The sequence below is a fragment of the Bacteroides sp. D55t1_190419_B8 genome (assembly GCF_015558905.1).
Taxonomy (GTDB): domain Bacteria; phylum Bacteroidota; class Bacteroidia; order Bacteroidales; family Bacteroidaceae; genus Bacteroides; species Bacteroides vicugnae.
Window position 1 is genome coordinate 12,805 of sequence record NZ_JADMOU010000017.1, and the last position, 24,098, is coordinate 36,902.

General features: G+C 41.0%; 16 protein-coding genes and 1 tRNA gene. 14 read left to right on the forward strand and 3 right to left on the reverse strand.

Annotated elements, in window-relative coordinates:
* Positions 1-49: 49 nt before the first annotated feature.
* The 8 genes from I2I13_RS14860 (at position 50) to I2I13_RS14895 (ending at position 10,873) form a co-directional block, all read left to right on the forward strand.
* Positions 50-1,180 carry a glycosyltransferase gene (locus I2I13_RS14860; RefSeq protein ID WP_195649850.1) on the forward strand — a complete coding sequence of 377 codons (1,131 nt, stop codon included), beginning with the start codon at positions 50-52 and terminating at the stop codon, positions 1,178-1,180.
* 208 nt (positions 1,181-1,388) lie between these two features.
* Complete coding sequence (locus I2I13_RS14865; RefSeq protein WP_195649851.1) at positions 1,389-4,763, forward strand: hypothetical protein; 3,375 nt, start codon at positions 1,389-1,391, stop codon at positions 4,761-4,763.
* A gap of 50 nt (positions 4,764-4,813) precedes the next feature.
* Positions 4,814-5,851 (forward strand): hypothetical protein, encoded by a 1,038-nt coding sequence (locus tag I2I13_RS14870; RefSeq protein WP_195649852.1) that lies wholly within the window; start codon positions 4,814-4,816, stop codon positions 5,849-5,851.
* A gap of 9 nt (positions 5,852-5,860) precedes the next feature.
* Complete coding sequence (locus tag I2I13_RS14875) at positions 5,861-6,673, forward strand: hypothetical protein (protein WP_195649853.1); 813 nt, start codon at positions 5,861-5,863, stop codon at positions 6,671-6,673.
* Complete coding sequence (locus I2I13_RS14880) at positions 6,673-7,725, forward strand: radical SAM/SPASM domain-containing protein (protein WP_195649854.1); 1,053 nt, start codon at positions 6,673-6,675, stop codon at positions 7,723-7,725. The genes I2I13_RS14875 and I2I13_RS14880 overlap by 1 nt, the downstream gene beginning before the upstream one ends.
* A 481-nt stretch (positions 7,726-8,206) precedes the next feature.
* Positions 8,207-9,766, forward strand: coding sequence for an ATP-binding protein (locus I2I13_RS14885; protein WP_195649855.1), 1,560 nt, complete (start codon positions 8,207-8,209; stop codon positions 9,764-9,766).
* A gap of 119 nt (positions 9,767-9,885) precedes the next feature.
* Positions 9,886-10,332 (forward strand): PepSY-like domain-containing protein, encoded by a 447-nt coding sequence (locus I2I13_RS14890; protein ID WP_148365906.1) that lies wholly within the window; start codon positions 9,886-9,888, stop codon positions 10,330-10,332.
* Between the two features lie 40 nt (positions 10,333-10,372).
* Positions 10,373-10,873, forward strand: coding sequence for a PepSY-like domain-containing protein (locus I2I13_RS14895; protein WP_148365908.1), 501 nt, complete (start codon positions 10,373-10,375; stop codon positions 10,871-10,873).
* Between the two features lie 64 nt (positions 10,874-10,937).
* On the opposite strand, the gene I2I13_RS14900 is transcribed toward I2I13_RS14895, so the two are convergent.
* From I2I13_RS14900 to I2I13_RS14910, 3 genes are all read right to left on the reverse strand, one after another.
* The gene (locus I2I13_RS14900) at positions 10,938-12,146 is read right to left on the reverse strand and encodes an L-serine ammonia-lyase (RefSeq protein ID WP_074557704.1); all 1,209 of its coding nucleotides are present in this window, start codon (positions 12,144-12,146) and stop codon (positions 10,938-10,940) included.
* 19 nt (positions 12,147-12,165) lie between these two features.
* Positions 12,166-13,218, reverse strand: coding sequence for a magnesium/cobalt transporter CorA (gene corA, locus I2I13_RS14905; RefSeq protein WP_074638856.1), 1,053 nt, complete (start codon positions 13,216-13,218; stop codon positions 12,166-12,168).
* Between the two features lie 86 nt (positions 13,219-13,304).
* Positions 13,305-15,806: an endonuclease MutS2 gene (locus I2I13_RS14910; RefSeq protein WP_195649856.1), complete on the reverse strand. Its 2,502-nt coding sequence runs from the start codon at positions 15,804-15,806 to the stop codon at positions 13,305-13,307.
* Positions 15,807-15,939: 133 nt separating this feature from the next.
* Here I2I13_RS14910 and I2I13_RS14915 point away from each other — a divergent pair.
* The 6 genes from I2I13_RS14915 to rlmF all read left to right on the forward strand — a co-directional run bounded on the left by I2I13_RS14915 (position 15,940) and on the right by rlmF (position 24,086).
* Positions 15,940-16,024, forward strand: a tRNA-Ser gene (locus I2I13_RS14915).
* Between the two features lie 307 nt (positions 16,025-16,331).
* Complete coding sequence (locus I2I13_RS14920; RefSeq protein WP_195649857.1) at positions 16,332-17,516, forward strand: PLP-dependent transferase; 1,185 nt, start codon at positions 16,332-16,334, stop codon at positions 17,514-17,516.
* A gap of 134 nt (positions 17,517-17,650) precedes the next feature.
* Entirely contained in the window at positions 17,651-20,890 is a 3,240-nt protein-coding gene (locus I2I13_RS14925) for a SusC/RagA family TonB-linked outer membrane protein (protein WP_195649858.1), read from the forward strand.
* 27 nt (positions 20,891-20,917) lie between these two features.
* Positions 20,918-22,366 carry a SusD/RagB family nutrient-binding outer membrane lipoprotein gene (locus I2I13_RS14930; RefSeq protein ID WP_195649859.1) on the forward strand — a complete coding sequence of 483 codons (1,449 nt, stop codon included), beginning with the start codon at positions 20,918-20,920 and terminating at the stop codon, positions 22,364-22,366.
* A gap of 69 nt (positions 22,367-22,435) precedes the next feature.
* On the forward strand, positions 22,436-23,086 hold the full coding sequence (locus I2I13_RS14935) for a response regulator transcription factor (protein WP_148365922.1): 651 nt from the start codon (positions 22,436-22,438) through the stop codon (positions 23,084-23,086).
* A 70-nt stretch (positions 23,087-23,156) separates the two neighbouring features.
* Positions 23,157-24,086 (forward strand): 23S rRNA (adenine(1618)-N(6))-methyltransferase RlmF, encoded by a 930-nt coding sequence (gene rlmF / locus I2I13_RS14940; RefSeq protein ID WP_195649860.1) that lies wholly within the window; start codon positions 23,157-23,159, stop codon positions 24,084-24,086.
* Positions 24,087-24,098 lie beyond the last annotated feature (12 nt).

Below are 24,098 nucleotides of genomic sequence, written 5' to 3' on the forward strand. Positions count from 1 at the left end.
GATTCTCAGGTGAAACAAATTCTTAAAAATAATAGAATCTTGATATTTAATGGAAGATAGTAGAAAAAAGAGAGTACTTCATATCTCTAAGTATTATTATCCATATCTTGGTGGTACTGAATCAGTTTGTCAGGATATTGTGGAGGGATTGAAAGAATATGAAAATCGGGTTATATGTTTTAATGATTCTAATAGGACTGTTTGTAGTAAAATTAACGGTATACAGGTTCTACGAATTGGGTGTTTTATAAAAGTGGCAAGTCAATCATGTTCTCTTCTTTACTATTATTATTTGAAAAGAAATATACAGTCTTGGCAACCAGATATTGTACATTTTCATCATCCTAATCCTTTTGTTGCATTTCTATTGGTTAGATTGATTCCTGCAAGTACAAAGTTGATTATTCATTGGCATTTGGATATTACAAAACAGAAATATATATACCCATTAGTAAGAGGTAATGAACATCAGTTATTAGAGCGTGCAGATAGTATTATTGTGACAAGTTCACAGTATAGGGATGCTTCATTACCTTTGAAACCATTTCTGCAAAAAGTGAAGGTTATGGCTAATGGAATAAATATTCATCGTCTTGATTTACAGTGTAATGATAAGATGAGGATAAAAGATATTCATAAAAAATATCATAATAAAAGGCTGATCTTTTTTGTAGGTCGCCATGTGGAATATAAAGGCTTAAGGTATTTGATTGAAGCGGAAAAATATGTAACTACAGATTGCCATATTGTTATAGCCGGGCAAGGTCCTTTGACTGAAGAATTGAAAGCTAAAGCAAATTTGGAGCGAGTTAGTTTTGTAGGTCGTTTAAGTAATGATGATTTGCGCTGTTATCTTCACGCAGCAGATGTGTTTGCTTTTCCTTCTATTACAAAAAATGAAGCTTTTGGACTTGCACTTGCCGAAGCAATGTATTGTAGATGTCCTGCTGTTACTTTTCATATTGAAGGATCGGGGGTTAATTGGGTCTCATTAAGTGGTGTAACAGGAATTGAGGTTGATAATTCAGATAGTAAAAAATATGCATCGGCCATAGATAAACTATTGCAGGATGATTTGTTGAGAAAACAATATGCGGATGCTGCAAGGAGAAGAGTGGTAGAATGCTTTACAATAGGGAAAGAACAGGAAGCTGCTAATGAGATTTATAAACAGTTATAATTTTCACTTTTTAAAGGCAAGTAAGTATAAAAAGAGTGTTGCTTAATAATTAAAGAATGAATGCTAACGAAAATATAAGTGATATAAAATAAATGTTGAGATGTAAGTACGTACTCATTATATGGATTTAACTCTATATTTTATATTGCTTCTGCTTATCTTAATGTTAACGTTGTTTATATATCGATCAAAACCCAACATACTAATTATGGATACTATAAAAACATTAAAAGGAGAGAAATTCCAATTAAAAAGTGCCACCAAATTGATGGAAGCACTTGATGTACGCGACGAAGGTATAAAGTCCGTTTGGAGTAAAGACATGAAAATCACTGAGATGGTAGTCGTTTCAAATGAAGACGAATACGATGTGCTTTTATGTAATACTGAAAAAGGCGGGGTAATAATGACTACTGTACATGGCGGTCACGGCATGTTCAATAGCTGTTTGGTGGAGCTATATGGTAAGTCATTAGTAGCCGCATTTGATAGAGACGAAATACTACATTTGTTTGCTATACATGAAAACAAAGTTTGGCATGTCAAAGAGCAAATGCCTCATAGCGGAAATTTTACGGAAGCCGAGTCTGTGCCATTCGTCCATCCGTTAAACTTTCTTAGAGTCGAGAAATTGCTCATTCTACCATTTGAAAAAGAGAAAGATTTCGTATTGGGTGTAGTGACTGAGACTGCGGATATGAAAAGTTTCTGGGTAAGTTATCAAGAATGGGATACAAATGCCATTGCTCGTTTGATACCCTCATCGTTCTCATCTCCCATACTAACATTCTCCGGAAAAACGATGAAGGAGTTAAATGTGGAATGCGCGTCTACTACCTATACATCTTATTCCGTTACGGAAGATCGGATCAGGTATTCATGCAGATTGGATCTGCCGGATGCAGGAGATTCTGTAAAACAGATATTTGTACCTTCTACTGATACTGTTTTCCTTCTGTTGCATGGAACTGCCGGAAACCTGCCTGTAGAGATATGTATCGACCAACAACAAGGCGTGGCAAGTGTATCCGCTTTGGCAGAAAGAGGCAATTATGCGTTCTGCTCAGTATATCAGAATGAGGCAGGGAAGGTGTCTATGGCATTAAGCGGAGGCAGTTTAGCTTATATCGAACTGACGAAAGACGAGACAGAAAATACGACAGACGAGGTAGCAATCTTAGACAAGGAAAGCTCTTTCTCGACATTCAACTATAACCCTAAATGCCAACGTCTTTATTATGTACTACAAGAGGACGGTTTGATTCATACACTGGAGAATCAGGGTGGAGTCACGTGGGTGGAAAGTACATTACAACTTCCGGAAGAAGGAGAAGTAAAAAGAATGCCGTGTTACTCTACAGAGTTAACTTTTACTCATTCTGACAATAGACTCGTTGCTCTGCCGGATATGGAGGTCACATTATGGGCAGAAGCACGTACCTACATTGAAACTTCGCAAGGCATACTGAAACTGGATACGGATATACAAGCTAAAATAAGGACGGACGCACAAGGTAAAATTTCTTTCAAGCAATATACTAATGGACTGGATGTCCCGGTGGTGTATGCCTCTTTATCCAACGAATACCATACTGACGAGGAGGTTATCGTCCTTTCCCAGTTTGCCGGAGTGCATGATGACTTGTCTGCCATTACATCGCAGAAGTTGCTGGATGCCAAACAAACGGATTCAATGAAAGGCACGGTTACCCCGTTTCTACCCGATAAGTTCCGTAACAAGCAGGATGCTGATAATTTGGCAAAGGGGCTCTTGGATGTAATGAAAATAAAGCCCCGGATGGAGGAGGTGAGACTGATGAAACGTTCGCAACTATTGGATGTCTCTAGAGTAGTCCCGACAGACGATCTTCCGGTATGGGGTATGACATTTGAAAGCGGGCATCCTGTATATATGAGTCTGACAAAGGAGGAAGCGCAGTTGGAAATGAACCGGATGATGCAACGTTCGGGAGGAAAGAAACTTCCTAAGTGGTTGAAAAAGATACGCGACTTTTGCCGCTCAGTGGTAAAAGGTATTGTGACTGTCGTAAAATGGATTGTGGACGGAGTGAAAATGGTTGTGGAATTTGTATTGAATGGTGTCAAAATGATTTTTGATGCTGTGATAAAGGTTGTGCAGGAAGTATTCCATTTTGTAGAAACTATATTTGCAGCTATTGCCATATTCTTTCTCACCATATTCGTATGGTTGGCTTCTTTGTTTATTTGGAAGGATGTGATGAGAACGAAACGAGCGTTTAATGGATTAATGACTATGTTTTTCGCTCAACTACCCGAAATGGCGGAAAGCCTCAAACAGGCATTACTTACTCAGTTGGAACTAGGTAAAGGAGAGATAGACAAAGCATTGGAAGAGCTAATATCTCAATTGGACGCTAATCTGTCCTTCGACAAATATATGCAGAACACAGTTCCGGCGGAAGATTCTTCTATATCTTATGCGATGAGTAATAACCCCTTGCAATCGAGATTGGAAAATAACAATATGCAAGAGCTTACGATTTCTTTGTGTCAGATATTAGAGGAAAATGCCGGACCGTTTGATGAGTTATTTAATCTGGTGAAGAAGTTTTGTACGGACATTTCAGATAATCCTCATTTCAAGGAATCACTGGATTACTTCCAAAAAGCTTTTACGGATATAGACACATTACTTTCTTCTTTGTTATGCGGACTGCTATCCGCACTACGTGGAATTATTCAGCTCATCTTTTCCGGGATGTCTGCCATTATATCCGGTGTGTTCGATTTGATGAAAACCATAATGAAACTCGCAAGCAAAATCTTTATAAGTGAAATAAAAATTCCATTTTTTACATCATTCTATAAGGGGATATGTGGAGATAAACTAACTCTTCTGGATTTATTATGTACGTTCCTTGCTTTACCTACAGTATTGATATATAAAGCGAAAGGAAAGAGTTTGCCATTTAATAGCGATAAAGATGTGGAGAATTTCATAGAATATATCAAATCTATATTGATGCGGAAAAGTGTGATGGGTTTGAATAGCACAAGTAGTGTTCTTTTGCAAGTTCTTTCTTGTGTATCCAGTGGCGTTCTTTATCTCGTATGCAGTATGGATAATTTTGTCAAAGTATCCGCTTCTATAGGACCTACACTTTTTGATTATGTAACGATTGGTGCAGAACTGATTTGGTTCATATCGTGTTTGCCATTATTATCAACAGATTCGGTTGAATTTACTTGGACGTCGTGGGCTTTTTTCGGAGTGGGGGTAGCGATGGATATGTTTTTTACCTTTTATAAGCAACGCAAAACTGACATTTTGGGAAAAGGAACACATTCGGGAAGCTTTTGGGCAGGAGCGTATGGTGTGGGACATCTTGCAATTTCAATATGGGGTTATGTAGAAAGAAAAAGTGAAATGACAGCTAGCGCATTTGCGGCAGAATGTATTGGTTCTATTACGGAAATGTCGTATTTTCTAACTATTGGTGATGCTCCTAAGCCTGTCATGTATAAGATTATCGGTGGGGTGGAAGTCATTTCTAGCATTGCTGTGCCTGCTTGCACTGCTTCTGATATTACTTATGATTAAATTCTAATATCTAGTTTATATAAATTACATTAACTTAACAAATAAAGATTATGAATGAATTTGTAAAAACACCATTTATGCGCCCTAATTTAGAAAATCAGGGAGAAATTCCCGCTACGGGAAATATTGCACTATCACCAGATATTTGGTGTGCAGGAGTACATGCCGTAGCCAACTATCAGGAAATATTAAAACAACCGGACAGCTATGCAACAATGTCTGAAGAAATTCCTGTTGAAAATATGAATAACTATTTTTATGTACGTTGCAAAAACAGGGCGGAAGAAAAAACAGATATGCAGGTGCAACTATATTACACCAATGCAAGCCTTATATGCTGGCCTTCAAATTGGAAGGCTATAAAAGTGGATAACTGTGAAGATAAAATCAATTACATTCCACCGATGAAACCGGATGAGATCGGTGTGACAGCGGCTCCTTTCGTATGGGAACTGCCTAAAAGCCCGATAGCTGGCGATGAGTATTGCTTTATCGCCAGGATGTTTTCGGATAAATACCCCAATCCGATACCATCAAGTATAAGTCCTATATATATGGCTTCCATTATACAGAATAATCTCCTATGGGCAGAGCGTAATATAGCGCAGCTCACTTATAATCCGAACTTTCCAATGGTATCTGCCAAGATAAATCTGAATGTACCTGTTGGTACTCTTTATACTGGAGACAACTGGATGCTTGATGTAGAAAGTGAAAAGTTAGATGATTGGGATATTCAAATACAATCTAGTCGGACGGATAGTAAAGGGAAAGAAATATTTTTGTCAAGGAATTCACTTAAACAGCATAATATTATCGTTGGTAACTTTAACTTTCAACCGGGATTTTTTACGGAAATCTCTGTGATGTTATACCCTACTACAAGTCAGATACAGCCAACAGAAGGATCTAAAGTAGTAATTCATTTATATTATGATGTTCCTTTCAATGAAATGGAAGAGGCGAAGAGATTAAATGCATTTTCTTCACAACATACGGAAAGGGTATGCCGTTTATGGAAAGATGAATTTACAGCTATACCGCTCAATCCGGTATTAGTTGGCGAATATGTGATTGTGATACGTTAATTTAACGTTATGGGTATTTGTGGTAAATATGTCCAATGCAATATGCAGCCGGATATAATGGCAGTTTCTGCCGAAGGACAGTCTTTTTCATTATCTGTGCAGTCTGCTTCTTATGATATAGACTTTGGCATTTCTCTGCTACAAGGTGTGGCATCCGGTATAGATGTGTCAATTCCTTACGGAAGCGGAAAGGATGAATTGACGGAAGAGTATCAAAGTGTCCGTGTAGTGCAACCAAGTGGCTGGGAATTTAGACCTTACGGTACTCTTTCTTGGAACTTTTATTCTGAAAAGGTTCTACGAAAGGGGAGTACTATGACTTTTTCTTTCGAGGAAATACATTGTAATGACCAGCTAGGGACAGTTGAAATTTCTGTGGTCCTCCATGCTTATATCATCATAGAAAATAAGTATCAAGCTGTGGTTGAAGAAGTAAAAGTTCCTTTGACTAAAAAAGAGATAAAGCAACCTGAAATATTGGAGTTTTCCGCATCAGTGGTTAGAGGAACAATCGGTGATATAGAGCTTGGGTGTGACGGGTTCGTTACTTTAGAATCGATAAAAAAAATGCCTTTAACACCTGTCACTACGAAACCTTATATGTGCCCGGGACCGGAACCTACTCCTTCCGAGGAAAAGAAAATAGTGAATGTTAGGTGGAAAACTGAAAATGCCGTCTATCTTGAGCTTTCTGAGGGAGGGGAATTGGAAACTGAAGAGGGTTCTAAAAATATAGAGGTGAATAAAAGTCTTAGCAGCATTGAATTGACAGCTTATTCAGAAGGAAAGATCTTTTACGTAAAGAAAAAGGTGGTTATATAATGAAAGATAAGTATGTTTTAGAGGAAGTGGCTTGGGAAGTTACGATGGGCTGTAACTTAAGGTGTGAACATTGCGGTTCGGCTTGTACAACAAGCATTGCTGACGAATTAACTACGGAGGAAAGTCTTGTATTAATAGATGAGGTGATGAAACTGCGTCCTGCTGTCTTTGTTCTGACGGGTGGGGAACCTTTTATGAGAAAGGATTGGGAAATTCTGGTTAAAAGAATTTCTTCTTATGATGTAAAACTGAGGATTATAACCAATGGTACACTGATAACGCCCTATGTAGTGGAAAAACTGGTTGAATCGAATATCAACATCATAGGTGTTAGCATTGACGGGAATTGCGAACTTCATAACCGAATGAGAAACTGTGATTGTTATCAACAGTGTATGGATGTGCTCCAAATATTAAATGAAGCTGGAATTTGTACTGCTGTTAATACAACTATCGTGAAACAGAACTTGTCTTCTCTGCCACAACTTTATGAGGATTTGCAAAAAGTGGGTGTCATGAGCTGGCAATTGCAATTGGGTGTGTCATCTGGAAGACTGGCCAAACATAAAGACTGGATGCTTCCTGCTGATGACATAGAAAAGATTGTGGATTTCAGTTATCAGAAAAATTTGGAGGAAGGTTATCCGAAGGTATTTTTAGCTGATACAATTGGTTACTATTCTAAAAAAGAAATATTGTCCCGACAGATGGCTTATCAGTGTAAAGAATTTCCCGTTTGGGATGGATGTAACGCTGGTATAAATTCTTTGGGTATTCGCCACAACGGAGATATTGTAGGTTGTCTTTCTATTAGAGATCCGCAGTTTACTGAAGGGAATATCCGAACTCATTCTGTCGTTGATATATGGAATGACCCGAATTCTTTTACATGGCGCAGGCATTTTTCTTTAGATAAAATGACAGGCTTTTGTATAACATGCGTTTATGCGGAGAAATGTTTGGGAGGTTGCGCTAATATGCGGTTGTGTACAAAAGGTAGTATTTACCAGTCGAATGATTATTGTATGTATAAAATAAATGTTGAGATGTAATTAACACGAAGAGTGTTTGTATGTGAGATGAAAGAAATGTAGGTCCCTAGCTTCATGCTGTAAAGGCATGATTCTCCTACATTGTGGATTAGGAATAGTACGACGGTGCATTTCTAATCTACGCCCTGACATCGGAGGTTAAAGCCGATGTGAATTTCCCACTATATCAACTGTCTGTGAAGATCGTTGATATTTAAAAATGAATCACAAACTATAAATATAAAAGAATATGTAGGTCCCTAGATTCATGATGAACTCATGAAATCCCTACATGATGCGGGTTGGAAATAATACAGCGGTATATTTCTAACTTGACCCTCATATCGGTTTAAACGCTGATATGTATCTATATGTGAAATATACCAACTGTCTGTGAGGATCGTTGGTATATTGCGTTTTAAGGGGTTGGTGTGCAGAAGAAGTGAGCATTATCAATGCAAATCTGATATTTTTTTGTAGCTTTGTAACAAAACTAACAGATATGGAAGATTTGCAAAAATTGTACCCAATTGGGATACAAACATTCTCTGAAATACAAGAAGGGAATTATCTTTATATTGATAAAACGGAATATGTTTATCGGATGACACATTCCTCTTCTAAATATATGTTTTTGAGCCGTCCTCGACGTTTTGGGAAGTCATTGCTGACTTCCACGCTACATAGCTATTTTTCCGGGCGCAAGGAATTGTTTCATGGGTTAGCTATAGAGAAACTGGAGAAAGAGTGGATAGAGTATCCGGTGCTCCATTTTGATATGAGTACTGCCAAACATGTAGATAAGGAACAATTGCTTCAGGAATTGAATTTGAAATTATTCAATTATGAAGAAATCTATGGAAAAATGGAGGAAGAGGTCAATCCTAATCAACGCTTGATGGGATTGATAAAACGTGCTTATGAACAAACTGGTAGGAAAGTAGTCGTGCTTATTGATGAATATGATGCTCCTTTGCTAGATGTGGCGCATGAACATGAAAATTTGGGTATATTGCGCAATATCATGCGTAATTTTTATAGTCCGTTAAAGGCTTGCGACCCTTATCTGCGTTATGTATTCCTGACTGGTATAACGAAGTTTTCTCAACTTAGTATTTTTAGTGAGCTGAATAATATTAAAAATATTAGTATGGATGAGCCTTATGCTGCTATTTGTGGCATTACAGAAGATGAGATGCTTATCCAAATGAGAGAGGATATAGATAACTTGGCTATAAAAATGGAGATTTCATCTGAAGAAGTAGTGCAGAAATTGAAAGAAAACTACGATGGTTATCATTTCACTTATCCATCTCCTGATATATATAACCCATTCAGTTTGCTTAATGCCTTTGCGGATGGAAAGTTTAATTCTTATTGGTTTGGTAGCGGTACGCCTACATATTTGATACAAATGCTGAAAAAATTCAATGTAGAACCTTCTGAAATCGGGAATAATCATGCAGAGGTTTCTGCCTTCGATGCTCCTACTGAAACAATGACTGATATTATCCCGTTATTATATCAGAGTGGTTATATCACGATAAAGGATTATGATAAAACTCTGGATTTGTATACACTGGATATTCCCAACAAGGAAGTGCGGTTGGGTTTGATGAAGAGTCTTTTGCCCAATTATGTCGCCAGCAAAACGCGGGAAACTACCACGATGGTGGCTTATCTCTCCCGTGATATTCGGAATGGTGATATGGATGCGGCGTTGCGTCGTCTACAAACATTTTTGTCTACTATTCCTTACTGCGACAACACCCGATATGAGGGGCATTATCAACAGATGTTTTATATCATATTCAGTTTGTTGGGTAACTATGTTGATGTGGAAGTGCGTACTCCCCGCGGTCGTGTGGATATGGTATTGCGTACCAAAACTACCTTATATGTAATGGAATTGAAACTGGATAAGAATGCGAATGAAGCGATGGGACAAATTGACTTGAAGAATTATCCTGAACGCTTTGCTTTATGTGGATTGCCAATAGTGAAGGTTGCTGTTAGCTTTGACAGAGAACGTTGCACCATAGGAGAGTGGAAGATAGAATAGATGGTTAAAGAATACAAAAAAAGAGCAAACTTGCATGATTCCTAAATCTTTCCAGAATCTGTATCGTTATTTGCTGTATGAAACGAAAGTATAGTATTAACGCTAAAAGAATAACGATTATGAAGAAAATTCTATCTTTACTTGTGTTGGCTATTGTAGCCGTACAATTCTCATTCGCAAAAGATGTGATTACAAAAGACATGAATCAGTTACCGCTTCCGGCACGTAATTTTATCAATAGCAATTTTACGAAACCAGAGGTGGCTCATATCAAGATTGATAAGGATATGATGGAGTCTACCAAGTATGAAGTGGTATTGATGGATGGTACGGAAATTGATTTTGACAGTAAAGGCAACTGGGAAGAAGTAAGTGCAAAGAAAGGACAGGTTGTTCCTGTTAGTATTATTCCGGGATTTGCTGTCAATTATTTGAAGTCTCATAATTTTGTAAATGAGGGAGTGACCAAAGTGGAACGTGACCGTAAAGGATATGAAATAGAATTGTCTACCGGACTTTCTTTCAAGTTTGATAAGAAGGGAAAGTTTATCAAGGCTGATGATTAATTGAAGATTTGTGATAATAGACCTAAACAAGAAGATAGCTATGTGGAGATTTAAGTTTGGCGCTTGGGCAGTGGTATTGATGATGACTGCTCTTTTGTTTGGCGCATGTGATAATGACGATGATGATACTTTTGTTCCGCCCAGTAATATTACAGAAGCTTTAAAACAGGTATATCCGGCTGCCCAGAATGTAGAATGGGAGATGAAAGGTGCCTATTATGTAGCTGACTGCTGGGTAAGCAATGACGAACTGGAGGTCTGGTTTGATGCTAATGCCAATTGGGTGATGACGGAAAATGAACTGAATAGCATAGATCAGCTCGTACCGGCTGTTTACACCGCTTTCATGGATTCTAAATATAATGCATGGGTAGTGACGGATGTGTATGTGTTGACTTTTCCACAAAATCCGATGGAATCTGTGATTCAGGTGAAGCAAGGTAGTCAACGCTATGCGCTTTATTTCTCACAGGAAGGCGGATTGTTACATGAAAAAGATATTAGCAATGGAGATGATACAAATTGGCCGCCGACTGAATAGTTTTTAATCATAAAAATCAAAACGGGCTATTTCTATGAAAGGAATAGCCCGTTGTTTTTTATAATTACATTTGTTTATAATCCTTAGCTAATCCTCCTTCACTTGTTTCTTTGTAAAGTGATGGAAGGTCGTGTCCGGTCTGTTTCATTACTTGCACTACTTTATCGAAAGAGACACGGTGCATACCATCGGTGAAAGCTGAATAAAGATTTGCATCCAGCGCACGTGCGGCAGCGTATGCATTTCGTTCGATACAGGGAATTTGTACCAATCCGCATACCGGGTCGCAAGTCATTCCCAGATGGTGCTCCAATCCCATTTCTGCTGCATACTCAATTTGTGCAGGGCTACCTCCAAATAATTGATTGGCGGCAGCCGAAGCCATTGCGCAGGCAACGCCTACTTCTCCCTGGCAACCTACTTCTGCTCCGGAAATAGATGCATTGAATTTGACAATGTTGCCAAACAATCCGGCAGTGGCTAATGCACGTAGAATGCGCATATCACTGAAATCACGGCTTTTCTGGAGATGATATAGTACGGCAGGCATCACTCCGCAGGAACCACAGGTAGGAGCGGTCACTATTTTTCCACCGGAAGCATTTTCTTCACTTACTGCCAAAGCATAAGAAAAGACAAGTCCTCTGGATTGCAGGGATTGTTTGTATCCGGTAGCGCGTATATAATAGGTGGAGGCTTTTCGTCTAAGATTTAGTGGGCCGGGAAGTACTCCTTCCGCTTCCAGTCCACGGTGAATGGCATCTTTCATGGTGCCCCATACTTCAGCCAGGTAATCCCATATATCTTCTTCCTCACATTCCTTCACGTATTCCCAATAACTTTTTCCGGTATCCTCACACCATTGGAGTATTTCGGTCATGTTTTCCATGCCATATACATCGGGGCTTTCGATAGTTGGATTATCATTATTTTCTGCCAGTGCACCGCCACCAATACTGTAAACAGTCCAGTTCTCAAGCACTTTATTATTGTTATCCAAAGCCGCAAATGTCATTCCGTTCGGATGGAACGGTAGAAAGACTTTGGGTTGCCATACAATTTCTACTGGTGCAGTGGGCTGTAAGGTGTCTATAATGGCTACATCCGTCATGTGTCCTTTACCGGTAGCGGCTAAACTGCCGTAAAGGGTGACTTTAAAAGATGCAGCATCCTGATGACGTTCCAAAAACATTTCGGCAGCTTTGCGCGGTCCCATAGTGTGGCTACTGGAAGGTCCTGTGCCTATCCTGTATAGCTCTTTAATCGATTTCATGACTGATGATGTGTTTTTGTTAATACCATTTCTTTTTTCTGAAGTACAAATATACAATAATACCGATAATTGCCATTACAATCCAGGCAAATAAATACCCGTACTGCCATTCCAGTTCCGGCATCCATTTGTAATTCATTCCCCATACTCCAACCAGAAATGTTAAAGGAATGAAAATTGTGGATACGATGGTCAGCCTCTTCATGATATCGTTCATACGTAAATCATTGTTGGAGATATAAAGATCGACTAATGAAGAAAGGGTTTCCCGACAGATTTCGATGGTTTGTAATACAAATTGTAGGTGGTCGTTTACATCATTGAAAAAGGCGCGGTTCACTTTATGGATGAGCAGGTTTTCTGCCCTCAGTAGCTTTATATATTGTTCTTTCAAGGGGAGGATTGCTTTTTTCATTAGCATATATTGGCGTCGTAATGCCTGAATCTGGATACCGATGTCATCTCCGTTGGTGATAGTAAGCAGTTCCTCTTCCAAATCTTCGAGTGCGTCATCGATGGAAGAGATGGTTGAAATATAGTTTCCCATCACGCTGTTGAGCAGTACGCTAAGCAGATAATCTGTTTGACGACTGCGTATCTTCAGGACATCATTACGCAAGGCTGAACTGATATCATCGAAGAAATCAGTTTCTTTTTCGAGGAAAGTCAGTACATAATTATTTCCTATGATAAGGCAGACTTGCTGTTGGAGCAGTTCGTCCAGTTCATTTTCTTCTTTATGTTCGTTCGGATAGAATATTTTTAAGATCAGGACAATGTATTTATCATGCTCTTCTATCTTGGTCGGATGATCCGCATTTAATATATCCTGTAAGACAAGGAAGTCTATTTCGAAATGACTGCAGATTTCCCGGATAGTTTCTGTATTTTTCATTCCGTGTATCTGTAGCCAATTGATTTGATCATTGTTTAGCGTACCTTTGATGGCCTGAAAAGTATCACTAGAGCTTTCCTGTATCTCGGTAGCATTGTAAGTACAAAGATGTAAATGGGTAGGAGTAAGACTTTCTCCTGTGTAAATAAGCTTTTCGCTTAACAGATTATTCTTCATGCTTTATTCTCGTTTTAGAAAACCACTGTAACAAAGGTAGTGGTTTTCTAAATGAGAACAAGTTCTTTGAACGTTTTGTTTACGTGTTAGTCAAAATCGACTACTGTGATTCCGGCACCACCAAACTGCACATGTTCGTCGGCATAGTGGCTAACTCCCGGTACGGTGGCCAGATATTGGCGGATAAGTGTACGAAGTATTCCCGTTCCTGTGCCGTGAAGGATACGTACACGATCCATGCCGACTAATATGGCGTCATCAATAAAATAGGTGACTGCCTGTAAGGCTTCGTCTCCACGCATTCCGCGTACATCAATATCCTGTTTGAAGCTAAGCTTCTTTTCATACATCTGATCGTGTGTCTGGCTGCTGACAAAGGTGCTTTTAGCAATCCCTTCCGTCTTGGGCGTATGATTGACACGTTCCAAACGGTCTGTTTTTACGGTCGTTTTTATGCTTCCAAAGGCAACGGTCGCATTTTTACCACTGATTTCCATCACTTGGCCGACGCTTGTCTGTCCTTTGATTTTTACATTTTCTCCTACCGCAATCGGCACTATTTTAGGGGCACTTGATGGAGAAGAGACTACAGCTTTCGGTTCGCTCTTCTTGTTTTTCTTCCGCTCTTGTTTCTCCTTTAGTTTCTTCATTTTTTGCGCGATCTTCTCTTCATGCTCTTTAGATGCCAGTGCATCCAGAGAAGTACGGAAATCTGTCAGTTCCTGACGTGCCTGACGCGTTTTCTCCTTTTCGGCTTGCGCTTCCTTTATCGTACGAATCGTATTTTCAATGCGTGCATTGGATTCCTGAAGCATGCGTTCCGCTTCTTCTTTTGCTTGCCGGATAATCTCTTTCCGGGATTTTTGCAATTCTTCCATCTCTGTCTGGTAACGGGCAATGGTTTCTTCCATGTGCTTTTCCCGTTGACGGATGGTTTGACGTTTTCCTTCCCAGTAACGCTTGTCGCGCACAATGTCCTGAAGGTATTTGTCTGCATTGATATATTCGCTTCCTACGATTTCCGAAGCATCTGCGATGACATCTTCCGGTAGTCCGATTTTTCGTGCAATCTCTACGGCAAACGAACTTCCCGGATTTCCGATTTGTAATTGGAAAAGTGCTTGCATGAGATGACGGTCGTAAAGCATGGCTCCGTTTACTACTCCTTCATGATCTTCGGCAAAATGTTTCAGATTCTGGTAGTGGGTAGTGATGACTCCGAATGTTCCTTTCTGGTTGAAACGTTTCAGTACAGCTTCGGCAATAGCACCTCCGATTTGCGGCTCCGTACCTCCACCGAACTCGTCAATCAGGATGAGGCTCCGTTCGTTACAGCTCTTCATCATGATTTTCATATTGGTCAAGTGAGAAGAGTAGGTACTCAAATCATCTTCAATAGATTGCTCGTCACCAATATCGATAAAGATGCTGCTGAATATACCGGCATGACTACGTTCGTGCAAGGGAATCAGCATACCGCATTGCAGCATATATTGCAGCAAACCGACTGTTTTCAAACAGACGGACTTACCTCCGGCGTTCGGTCCGGATATGATAAGGATACGTTGTTTCTGATTAAGTTCTATATCCAGTGGTACGACTTTCTTTCCATGTTTAGCTAGTGAAAGTTGTAATAAAGGATGCACGGCCATCGTCCAATCCAGTAGTTGCTCATTCTCGACGGCGGGTTTCAGACTATTGGTCTGTATGGCGAAGTAACTTTTCGCACGAATAAAATCTATCTCTGCCAGAAATTCGTATGATTGAAGAATTTCCGGGATAGATGGACGGAGAATGTTTGAGAACTCGGTAAGGATGCGAATGATCTCACGTCGTTCATCGCCTTCGAGTTCGCGGATGCGGTTGTTGGCTTCTACCACTTCCGCCGGTTCTATAAACACTGTTTTTCCGCTGGCGGATTCATCGTGTACGATACCTTTGATTTTTCGCTTGAGTCCGGGGGCAACCGGGATCACCAGACGTCCGTCACGCATGGTGGGAGCTACATCTTTGTCCACGTAACCTTCGGACTGTGCGCTACGCAGGATGCTGTTTAACGAGCGGGAAATATTTCCCATCGTACTGGCAAGTTCGCGACGTATGCGGGCTAATTCGGTAGAGGCATTGTCCTTGATTTTCCCATATTTGTTAAGGATGCCGTCTATTTTTCCTATCAGTTGCGGGAACACGGCAATATCTCCTGCCAGTCGTTTCAGGCTGGGGTAGGGGGTGTTGTTCTCTTCTTCATCTTCATTCCGATGCAGAAAGCGTACGATGTCACGGATGGTTTCTAATGAACGGCGTAGGTCAAATAGTTCTTGTTCGTCCAAATACATTCCTTCTATCCGCACACGTTTTAGCGAAGGACGGACATCAAAGAAAAATTGATCGGGAAATCCGTCCTCTTCCTGGATGATGCGGACAAACTCTGTTACTTGGTTTAATTTCTCTTCAACCTCTTCATGTTGCTCGGAAAAGTTCATGTCTGTAACTCTTTCTTCACCTAAAGTACTGAGGCACTTATCTTTTAGTAACTGTCTTATCTGGTCGAATCCTATCTTTTGCTCAAAGTTTTGAGGGTATATCATATTTCTGTTCTTACTAATGAACTGCAAAAATACGATTTATTCGCGAAAAAAATATCAGAATGTTTGCAGATTTAAAAATGATTCGTACCTTTGCACCGCTTTCAACGGAAAGCACTTCTGATAAAGGAGTTTTGGAGAGGTGGCAGAGTGGTCGATTGCGGCGGTCTTGAAAACCGTTGTACCGCGAGGTACCCGGGGTTCGAATCCCTGTCTCTCCGCTTCAATTAATAGATAAATCCCTGTAAAGTAGCACTTTACAGGGATTTATCTATTTTGTATATATAGCATGATAGGCATGAAAAAGTGTGTTTCTTATTGAAATAGAAAATAATACTATTTGAACAGTATATTTTAGAATAAACACTCTTTTTAAAAGGTGGAAATTATCAGTTTAAAGAATATTATTCCAAAATGCTTATTATCAGTTAAATATCTGTTTTTATTTACTATCACCTTTCAGTTTTTATATCTACCTTTGTTCTGATTTTACAAGATTTGATAGCTATAATATAAAAGGATAGAATAATGAAAAAACAGACCCAAGCGATTCATACCCAGTTCCAAAGAAGAGATGCTTATAATTCTCTTAGTATGCCGGTTTACCATACAGCGGCTTATGAGTTTGACAATGCCGATGATATGGCTGATGCTTTCTGCGGGCGGACAGATGCTCCGGATTATTCCAGAGTAATGAATCCGACAGTGACTTTTTTTGAGAATAAAGTAAAGCAACTTACCGGGGCAACGGAAGTGATAGCTGTCAATTCCGGTATGGCGGCTATTAGTAATACATTGCTTTCAATTGCAGCTGCAGGAAAGAATATAGTTACATCGCGTCATTTGTTCGGTAATACCTATTCATTTATTACTGGTACGTTGTCGCGCTTCGGGGTGGAACCCAGGTTGTGTGATTTGACTGAAGTTGAAACTGTAGAAAAAGTCGTAGACGGTAATACTTGTTGTATTTATATGGAAATTATCACCAATCCTCAAATGGAAGTGGCGGACTTACAGGTGCTCTCACGGATAGCTCATGAAAGGGGGATTCCTCTCATTGCCGATACTACACTTATTCCTTTTACGGAATTCGATTCACACAGATTAGGGGTAGATATTGAAGTGGTTTCCAGTACCAAATACTTGTCAGGAGGAGCCACTTCCATTGGTGGCTTGGTGATTGATTATGGTACTTGTCTGGGATTCGGTCAACGTATGCGTACAGAGATGTTACTCAATTTGGGAGCTTACATGACTCCTCATGTGGCCTATATGCATACCATCGGACTGGAAACGTTGGACGCACGATACCGGTTACAGTCTGCCAATGCCGCTACACTGGCAAGCAAACTCCGCACGTTGCCTGCTATTAGACGTGTGAATTATGTGGGATTGGAGGATAATCCGTACTATGCCTTGGCGCAAAGACAGTTTGGTTCAACCGCTGGTGCTATGATTACGATAGACCTTGAAAGTAAAGAGGTGTGTTTTCTTTTCATCAACCGCCTGAAGTTGATACGCCGTGCTACCAACTTATTTGACAATAAGACACTTGCCATCCATCCTGCGAGTACTATTTTCGGACCGTTTACTGACGAACAACGGCTGGCCATGGATGTGCTGGATACGACTATCCGTCTCTCCATTGGTTTGGAGGATGTGGATGATCTGTTTGAGGATATCAGGCAGGCTTTGGAAAATAAAAAAGAATAGAAAAGAAAATCAAAAAGTGATACACTGTGGCTGTAATATACCGCAAATATGGTATATAAAATGCCATTCATACGGGATTTACCAGTTTGTATATATCTAATACCTTTGCCCCATCATTTTAACAGTAAATAATAATGGGTAAAAGGATTCGTTTATTTTTGCTTGCTCTTGCAATAGGAGTGATACAAGGGGCGGCACAGGTGACAACGGTGCGGGGCATCGTCACCACAGAAGAAGATGGAGAACCGGTTATCGGTGCTTCGGTCATAGTGAAAGGAACCGGATTGGGTACTGTAACTGATGTTAATGGGAGATTTGAACTGAGCGGACTTCCGCCATCGGCCACCCGGCTGATAATCTCCTACATCAGTTTGATAGCAAAGGAGGTGGCTATCGCACCACAGCTGTCGGTGGCATTGAAGAGTGACACACATCTGCTGGATGAGGTGGTGGTAACAGCTTTGGGTATTTCACGCGAGAAGAAGGCGCTGGGCTACACGGCACAGGAGATAAAGCAGGATGCGTTGGTGCAGGGGAAAGACAATAACTTGTTGAATTCATTGAGTGGTAAGATAGCGGGTGTGCGTATTACCAACACGCAGGGAGATGTCGGTTCCAGCCGTATTGTTATTCGTGGTGAAACTTCTATTGCCGGTGAGAATCAACCGCTTTTTATTGTGGATGGCATCCCGGTGGACAATTCGCAGCTTAATGCACGTTCCAGCGGACGCGATTTTAAGAATGCGATAGCTGACTTGAATCCGGAGGACATAAAGACGCTTACTGTATTAAAAGGTCCGAATGCTGCTGCCCTTTATGGTGCACGTGCTGCCCATGGTGCTATTGTTATCACTACCAAAGGAGGAGACAAAAAGCAGCAAGGGATAGGCATTACATTGCATTCTTCCACACAAATTTCTTTTGCAGCGACCTTGCCGGAGTTTCAGAACCTTTTCGGGCAAGGGGCAGGCGGACGATTCAGTTATGTGGACGGCAAAGGTGCAGGTGTGAATGACGGTGTGGACGAAAGCTGGGGACCGCGTCTTGACATTGGATTGCTGATTCCCCAGTTTGACAGTCCGCTGGATGCTGACGGTACTCGTATGGCTACTCCCTGGGTGTCGCATCCCAACAATGTACGCGATTATTTCCGTACGGGCTTTTCTACCAACAACGGTATTTCAGTTGCCCGTGGGGACGACAAATATCAGTTCCGTGTAGGTTATAACTACGAGAAACAAGTCAGTATTGTTCCTGACGCTGGAACCAATAAAACGAATATCAGTCTAAATACAGATTACCATCTTGCAAAATGGATTTCGGTGGGAGCTACGGCCAATTACATCATTTATACAGCTCCCAGTTTACCGGGGTCAGCTACCCCTTCGGGTAGTAACGTACGTTCTAACAGTCCTATGCTTCAGTTTTTGTGGTTCGGACGTCAAGTGGATACGAACTCATTGAAAGCAGACTATACTCGCAATTGGAATTCAAGCTATTATGATAATCCTTTTTGGAGTGCTTCTTATAATACGCAAAGTCAGGAGCGGCATCGTCTGATAGGTGACCTGCATGCCGAATTCCATCTGGCAGATGGTCTGAATATGCGTTTCCGTACCAGCACCGACTGGTATAATGACCGGAGAAAATCTAAAGTAAAATGGGGCAGTACAGGTGCCGGTTCACCTTACGGCAGTTATGCTGAAGATGCTTATACGGTGAAAGAGAATAACACAGAAATATTGGCGACTTATGTCAAGCAGTTGAATAAAAACTGGGGATTTGACGCTCTTCTGGGTTTTAATGTGCGTAACAAACAGTACGAGAACAACTATCAGGCTGCTCCCCGTTTGGCTGTTGCCGACCTTTATACGTTGACCAATTCTCGTGATCCGCTCACTTCGTCCAATGATTTTTACCGCTTGCGGCAATATGGACTCTACGGTTCCGTACAATTGGATTACCGTCGTTGGGCTTTCTTGAACATAACGGGACGGAATGATTGGTCGTCTACGCTACCTGTGGACAACAATTCTTATTTCTATCCTTCGGTGACGGCTAGTGTGCTGCTTTCCGAGGCTTTGGGGTGGAGGAGTAAGGCCGTCAACTATCTGAAATTACGTGGAGGATGGTCACAAGTGGGAGCAGATGCCGATCCTTATCAATTAGCAACAGTCTTTACTTCAGAAACAGCTTTCGACGGAAATCCGCTTCAAAGTTCTTCTACCATCGGTATGAATCCGAATCTAAAGCCGGAGAAGACATCATCTATAGAAGCTGGTTTCGAAGCAGCTTTTCTGGACAACCGCCTGTATTTGGATTTCACTTACTATAAGACCGATAGCCGCAACCAAATATTAAAACTGGCTACTACTGCGGCCAGTGGCTACACGTCGCAGGTGCGTAATGCCGGACATATTCGTAATCGTGGCTATGAAATACAATTGGGAGCTGTTCCTATACAAACATCGAAAGGGTTTCGTTGGAATCTGGACCTGAATTATGGTGCCAACCGCAGCAAGGTTATCAAGCTGGATGATGAAGGTTTAATTACGAGTTACCAGCTCTACTCGTCGGGCATTCAGATACTGGCTTCAGTGGGAGAAGCTTATGGAACTTTGTATGGCACTTCATACGTGCGTGATGCTAATGGAAGCATTGTGGTGGATGCTAACGGTCTGCCTAAAATTTCAACCACTAATAAAACATTGGGGAAGTTTGCACCCGACTGGACAGGTGGTGTCAGCAACACTTTCAGCTATCGTTCGTTGAGTCTTTCTTTTCTGATAGATGCCAGTGTGGGCGGTTCTATATTTTCCAACACTAATAAAACAGGAAAATATACCGGTGTATTGGCTAACACATTACCGGGCAGGGATGCCGAGCATGGTGGTTTGTGGTATTATACTGACGCTATGGGTAACAATGTACGATTATCGGAACCTCCTTCTTACTCCATATCCTCCGATGGGCTTTACTATGCCCACGTCAATGGTCAATCCACTCGTGTATATCAGGATGGTATTATTGTAGAAGGAGTGACGGAAAGCGGTTCTAAGAATGAAAAGGTCGTGTCTGCCGAGAAATACTATCATCGCATTTACAGTATTGCCGAATCTAATGTGTATGATGCCTCTTACGTGAAACTGCGCGAAGTGGCTTTGAGTTATCGTCTGCCTCGCCTGTGGACGCAGAAACTGCATTTACAAGAAGCTTCCGTTACGCTGACGGGACGTAACTTGTGGACTATCTATAAAAGTGTCCCCAATATAGATCCGGAATCGGCTTTGACTACCGGAAATGCACAAGGGGTAGAGGCCTACTCACTGCCTACGACACGTTCCTTTGGTGTGAACCTTTCCGTAAAATTCTAAATGCGAACCTTTTAATAATAGGATAAAATGAAAAGAAGAATATACTTTTTATATATAATATGGGTACAAGTAGTTACCATTTCCCTGTGGTCGTGTGATGATGAACTGGCCGATATCAACCGTAACCCTAATGCCACCGAAAATCCACAGCCGGCTTATTTGCTTGCCGCTGCACAGTATCATGCCGCCAATCTTTATTGGGGAAGTAGTACAAATTATAATTCTACTCTGTTGTGGGTGCAACATTGGGCTAAAATACAATATACAGAGCCGGACTGCTATAATGTGGATAATGGGAGCTTTACCACTACATGGGACACCGGATATGCAACATTAATAACTGACTTGAATGCTATTATCAGTTCGGAATTCGGTAATGATAATTACCGAGGTATAGCTACTGTATGGCGTTCATGGGTTTATCTGTTGCTTACAAATCTGTATGGAGATATACCATACACTGAATATGCACAAAGTGTAACACCGGCTTATGATTCACAAGAAACTGTTTTACGCGGACTTTTGGAGGAGTTGGTTACTGCTGACCAGTTGCTTTCTACCACGGGAGAAGCAGTGGAGGGGGATTTGATTTACGGAAACGATATTGCCCGTTGGAAACAGTTGGCTCAATCCCTGCGGCTACGTATCGCTCTTGAGTTGGCGGATCGGGATGAGGATACGGCACGTCGGGTTATTGCTTCCCTTTGGAATAGTCGTAACAGTGTGATAGATAGCAATGATGCCATAGCCCGTTTTGTATTTACTTCTTCACCGCAATGGAATCCGTGGGCGTCTGCTTTCAATTCACGTGATGATCAGCGGGTATCAAAAACATTGATTGATAGACTGAATGAATGGAATGATCCGAGAATCGGAGTTTTAGCACAGCTACCTCAAGACGAAAGTGTGACAAACTATGTAGGAGCAGCCAATTCCCTCTCTGCTGATGCCGCAAACAATCAGGGATTTTATAAAGTCTCCCGACCCGGCACTTATTTTTTGAAAGACAGTTCTCCGGCTGTATTTTATACGTATGCCGAGGTCTTGTTTATCTTTGCGGAATCCGCTGTACGCGGCTGGATAACGGCTGATGCGGAAACACTCTACCGAGAAGCTGTTATTGCTTCATTGAACCAGTTTGGCATAACAGACACTCATATCATCGATTCCTATTTGCAGCAGGAGGGCGTCCGGTTCGACGCCGAACATTGGTACGAATCTATTGGCTGGCAGAAGTGGATAGCTTATTATGGACAAGGCCCTGATGCCTTCACTGATTGGCGCAGGCTGGGTTATCCCCGGCTTCTCCCTGGTCCCGACTCTGTTTTGGGTTCCGGAGAATTACCCCGTCGCTTTTTTTATCCCGTAACGGAACAATCACTTAATGGTAAACAGTATCAGATTGCCATATCCCGCCAGGGAGCAGATGAAATCACTACCCGTTTGTGGTTTGATGTGGCTGATAAGGAACGATGATGCATCAGTATCTCCGGGCTGCCGTATGCTTTTGAAAAAAATCCGTTGAATTTAAAAATCAGAATTACAATGAACACTGACATTACATTTATCATAGCAGATAATCAGGATATAACCAGAATGGGAATGCATGGATATATTTCCACTATATTCAGTAGATGTCGCATGATAGATGTGACAGACAAGAAGGAACTGATACAGGCATTGGTAGAATGTAGTGACAGTGTTGTCATTCTTGATTATACCCTGTTTGATCTCAATGGTGTGGATGAGTTTCTTATTATAGGAAAGCGTTTTCCTGAAGTTCACTGGATATTATTTTCCAATGAATTGAGTGAGGATTTTATTCGCAGGATGAGTATAGAAAAGAATATCGGTATGATATTGAAAGAGAACTCCGGTGAAGAGATCCATTCTGCATTGATGTGTGCAGCTCATAAGGAACGGTTTCTTGGTCACCAGATAACCAATCTGTTGATAACCGGTTCCGGCAAACCGGAAATTCATTCTGTTTTGACCGTTACAGAGATTGACATTCTCAAATTGATTGCACGTGGAAAATCCGTGAAAGAAATAGCATTGGAAAGAACCTCGAGTATTCATACCATTATCACCCACAAAAAGAATATTTTCCGGAAGTTGGGTGTGAATAATGTATATGAAGCGACTAAGTATGCCTTACGTGCCGGGCTGATTGAAATGGTAGAATATTATATATGATCCCCGGAGAGTATAAGATAAGAATAGGGAAAGATTTGCAGACAGGGAAATTCTCTGTATCTTTGCCGGCATGGCAAAAAAAGGCGAGTTACATAGAAGAAATAAGCACAATGGTCAGTATGATTTTCCATTGTTGATGGAAAATTATCCTCCACTAAAGAGGTTCGTATCGCTCAATCCCCTCGGAACACAGACTATAAACTTTTTTAATCCGCAAGCGGTGAAGGCCTTGAACAAAGCATTATTGGTCACTTATTACGGTATCCGGTATTGGGACATACCGAAGCAATATTTGTGCCCGCCTATTCCCGGAAGGGCGGATTATATTCATTATATTGCCGATCTTATCCAGCCGGACGGGACAACTGCGGATTTACCGGCAGGAGATGCTAATGGGCAGAAACCGAAATGTAGATGTCTGGATATTGGGGTAGGTGCAAATTGCATTTATCCGATCATAGGACATACTGAATATGGGTGGATCTTTGTTGGAACTGATATTGATCCGGTTTCGATAGAAAATGCACGAAAGATAGTGACTTGCAACCCTGTGTTGGCGCACAAGATTGACTTGCGACTTCAAAAAGACAGTAAGAAGATTTTCGATGGAATTATTATGCCTGACGAGTATTTTGATGTGACAATATGCAATCCTCCGTTTCATAGTTCGCGTGAAGAGGCGGAAGACGGAACGTTGCGCAAATTAAGCAGTCTGAAAGGTACGAAGGTGAATAAAGTGCAGCTGAATTTCGGCGGGAGTGCGAATGAACTTTGGTGCGAAGGCGGAGAAGTACGTTTCTTATTGAATATGATTTCCGAGAGTCAAAAATTTCAGAAGAACTGCGGATGGTTTACGAGTTTGGTTTCTAAAGAAAAGAATCTGGGAAAGTTATATGCCAAATTAAAATCGGTGAATGTGTCCGAATATAAAATTATTCGAATGCAGCAGGGAACTAAAAGTAGCAGGATATTAGCCTGGCGGTTTTCTGCCGACTCATAACAACGGGTCGAT

Excerpts from the sequence above, each read along its gene's own strand:
- I2I13_RS14865 (WP_195649851.1), top strand. The coding sequence starts at position 1,389 with ATGGATACTATAAAAACATTAAAAGGAGAGAAATTCCAATTAAAAAGT.
- I2I13_RS14935 (WP_148365922.1), top strand. The coding sequence starts at position 22,436 with ATGAACACTGACATTACATTTATCATAGCAGATAATCAGGATATAACC.
- I2I13_RS14885 (WP_195649855.1), top strand. The coding sequence starts at position 8,207 with ATGGAAGATTTGCAAAAATTGTACCCAATTGGGATACAAACATTCTCT.
- I2I13_RS14875 (WP_195649853.1), top strand. The coding sequence starts at position 5,861 with ATGGGTATTTGTGGTAAATATGTCCAATGCAATATGCAGCCGGATATA.
- I2I13_RS14870 (WP_195649852.1), top strand. The coding sequence starts at position 4,814 with ATGAATGAATTTGTAAAAACACCATTTATGCGCCCTAATTTAGAAAAT.
- I2I13_RS14910 (WP_195649856.1), bottom strand. The coding sequence starts at position 15,806 with ATGATATACCCTCAAAACTTTGAGCAAAAGATAGGATTCGACCAGATA.
- I2I13_RS14925 (WP_195649858.1), top strand. The coding sequence starts at position 17,651 with ATGGGTAAAAGGATTCGTTTATTTTTGCTTGCTCTTGCAATAGGAGTG.
- corA (WP_074638856.1), bottom strand. The coding sequence starts at position 13,218 with ATGAAGAATAATCTGTTAAGCGAAAAGCTTATTTACACAGGAGAAAGT.
- I2I13_RS14930 (WP_195649859.1), top strand. The coding sequence starts at position 20,918 with ATGAAAAGAAGAATATACTTTTTATATATAATATGGGTACAAGTAGTT.
- I2I13_RS14900 (WP_074557704.1), bottom strand. The coding sequence starts at position 12,146 with ATGAAATCGATTAAAGAGCTATACAGGATAGGCACAGGACCTTCCAGT.
- I2I13_RS14890 (WP_148365906.1), top strand. The coding sequence starts at position 9,886 with ATGAAGAAAATTCTATCTTTACTTGTGTTGGCTATTGTAGCCGTACAA.
- I2I13_RS14860 (WP_195649850.1), top strand. The coding sequence starts at position 50 with ATGGAAGATAGTAGAAAAAAGAGAGTACTTCATATCTCTAAGTATTAT.
- rlmF (WP_195649860.1), top strand. The coding sequence starts at position 23,157 with ATGGCAAAAAAAGGCGAGTTACATAGAAGAAATAAGCACAATGGTCAG.
- I2I13_RS14920 (WP_195649857.1), top strand. The coding sequence starts at position 16,332 with ATGAAAAAACAGACCCAAGCGATTCATACCCAGTTCCAAAGAAGAGAT.
- I2I13_RS14895 (WP_148365908.1), top strand. The coding sequence starts at position 10,373 with ATGTGGAGATTTAAGTTTGGCGCTTGGGCAGTGGTATTGATGATGACT.
- I2I13_RS14880 (WP_195649854.1), top strand. The coding sequence starts at position 6,673 with ATGAAAGATAAGTATGTTTTAGAGGAAGTGGCTTGGGAAGTTACGATG.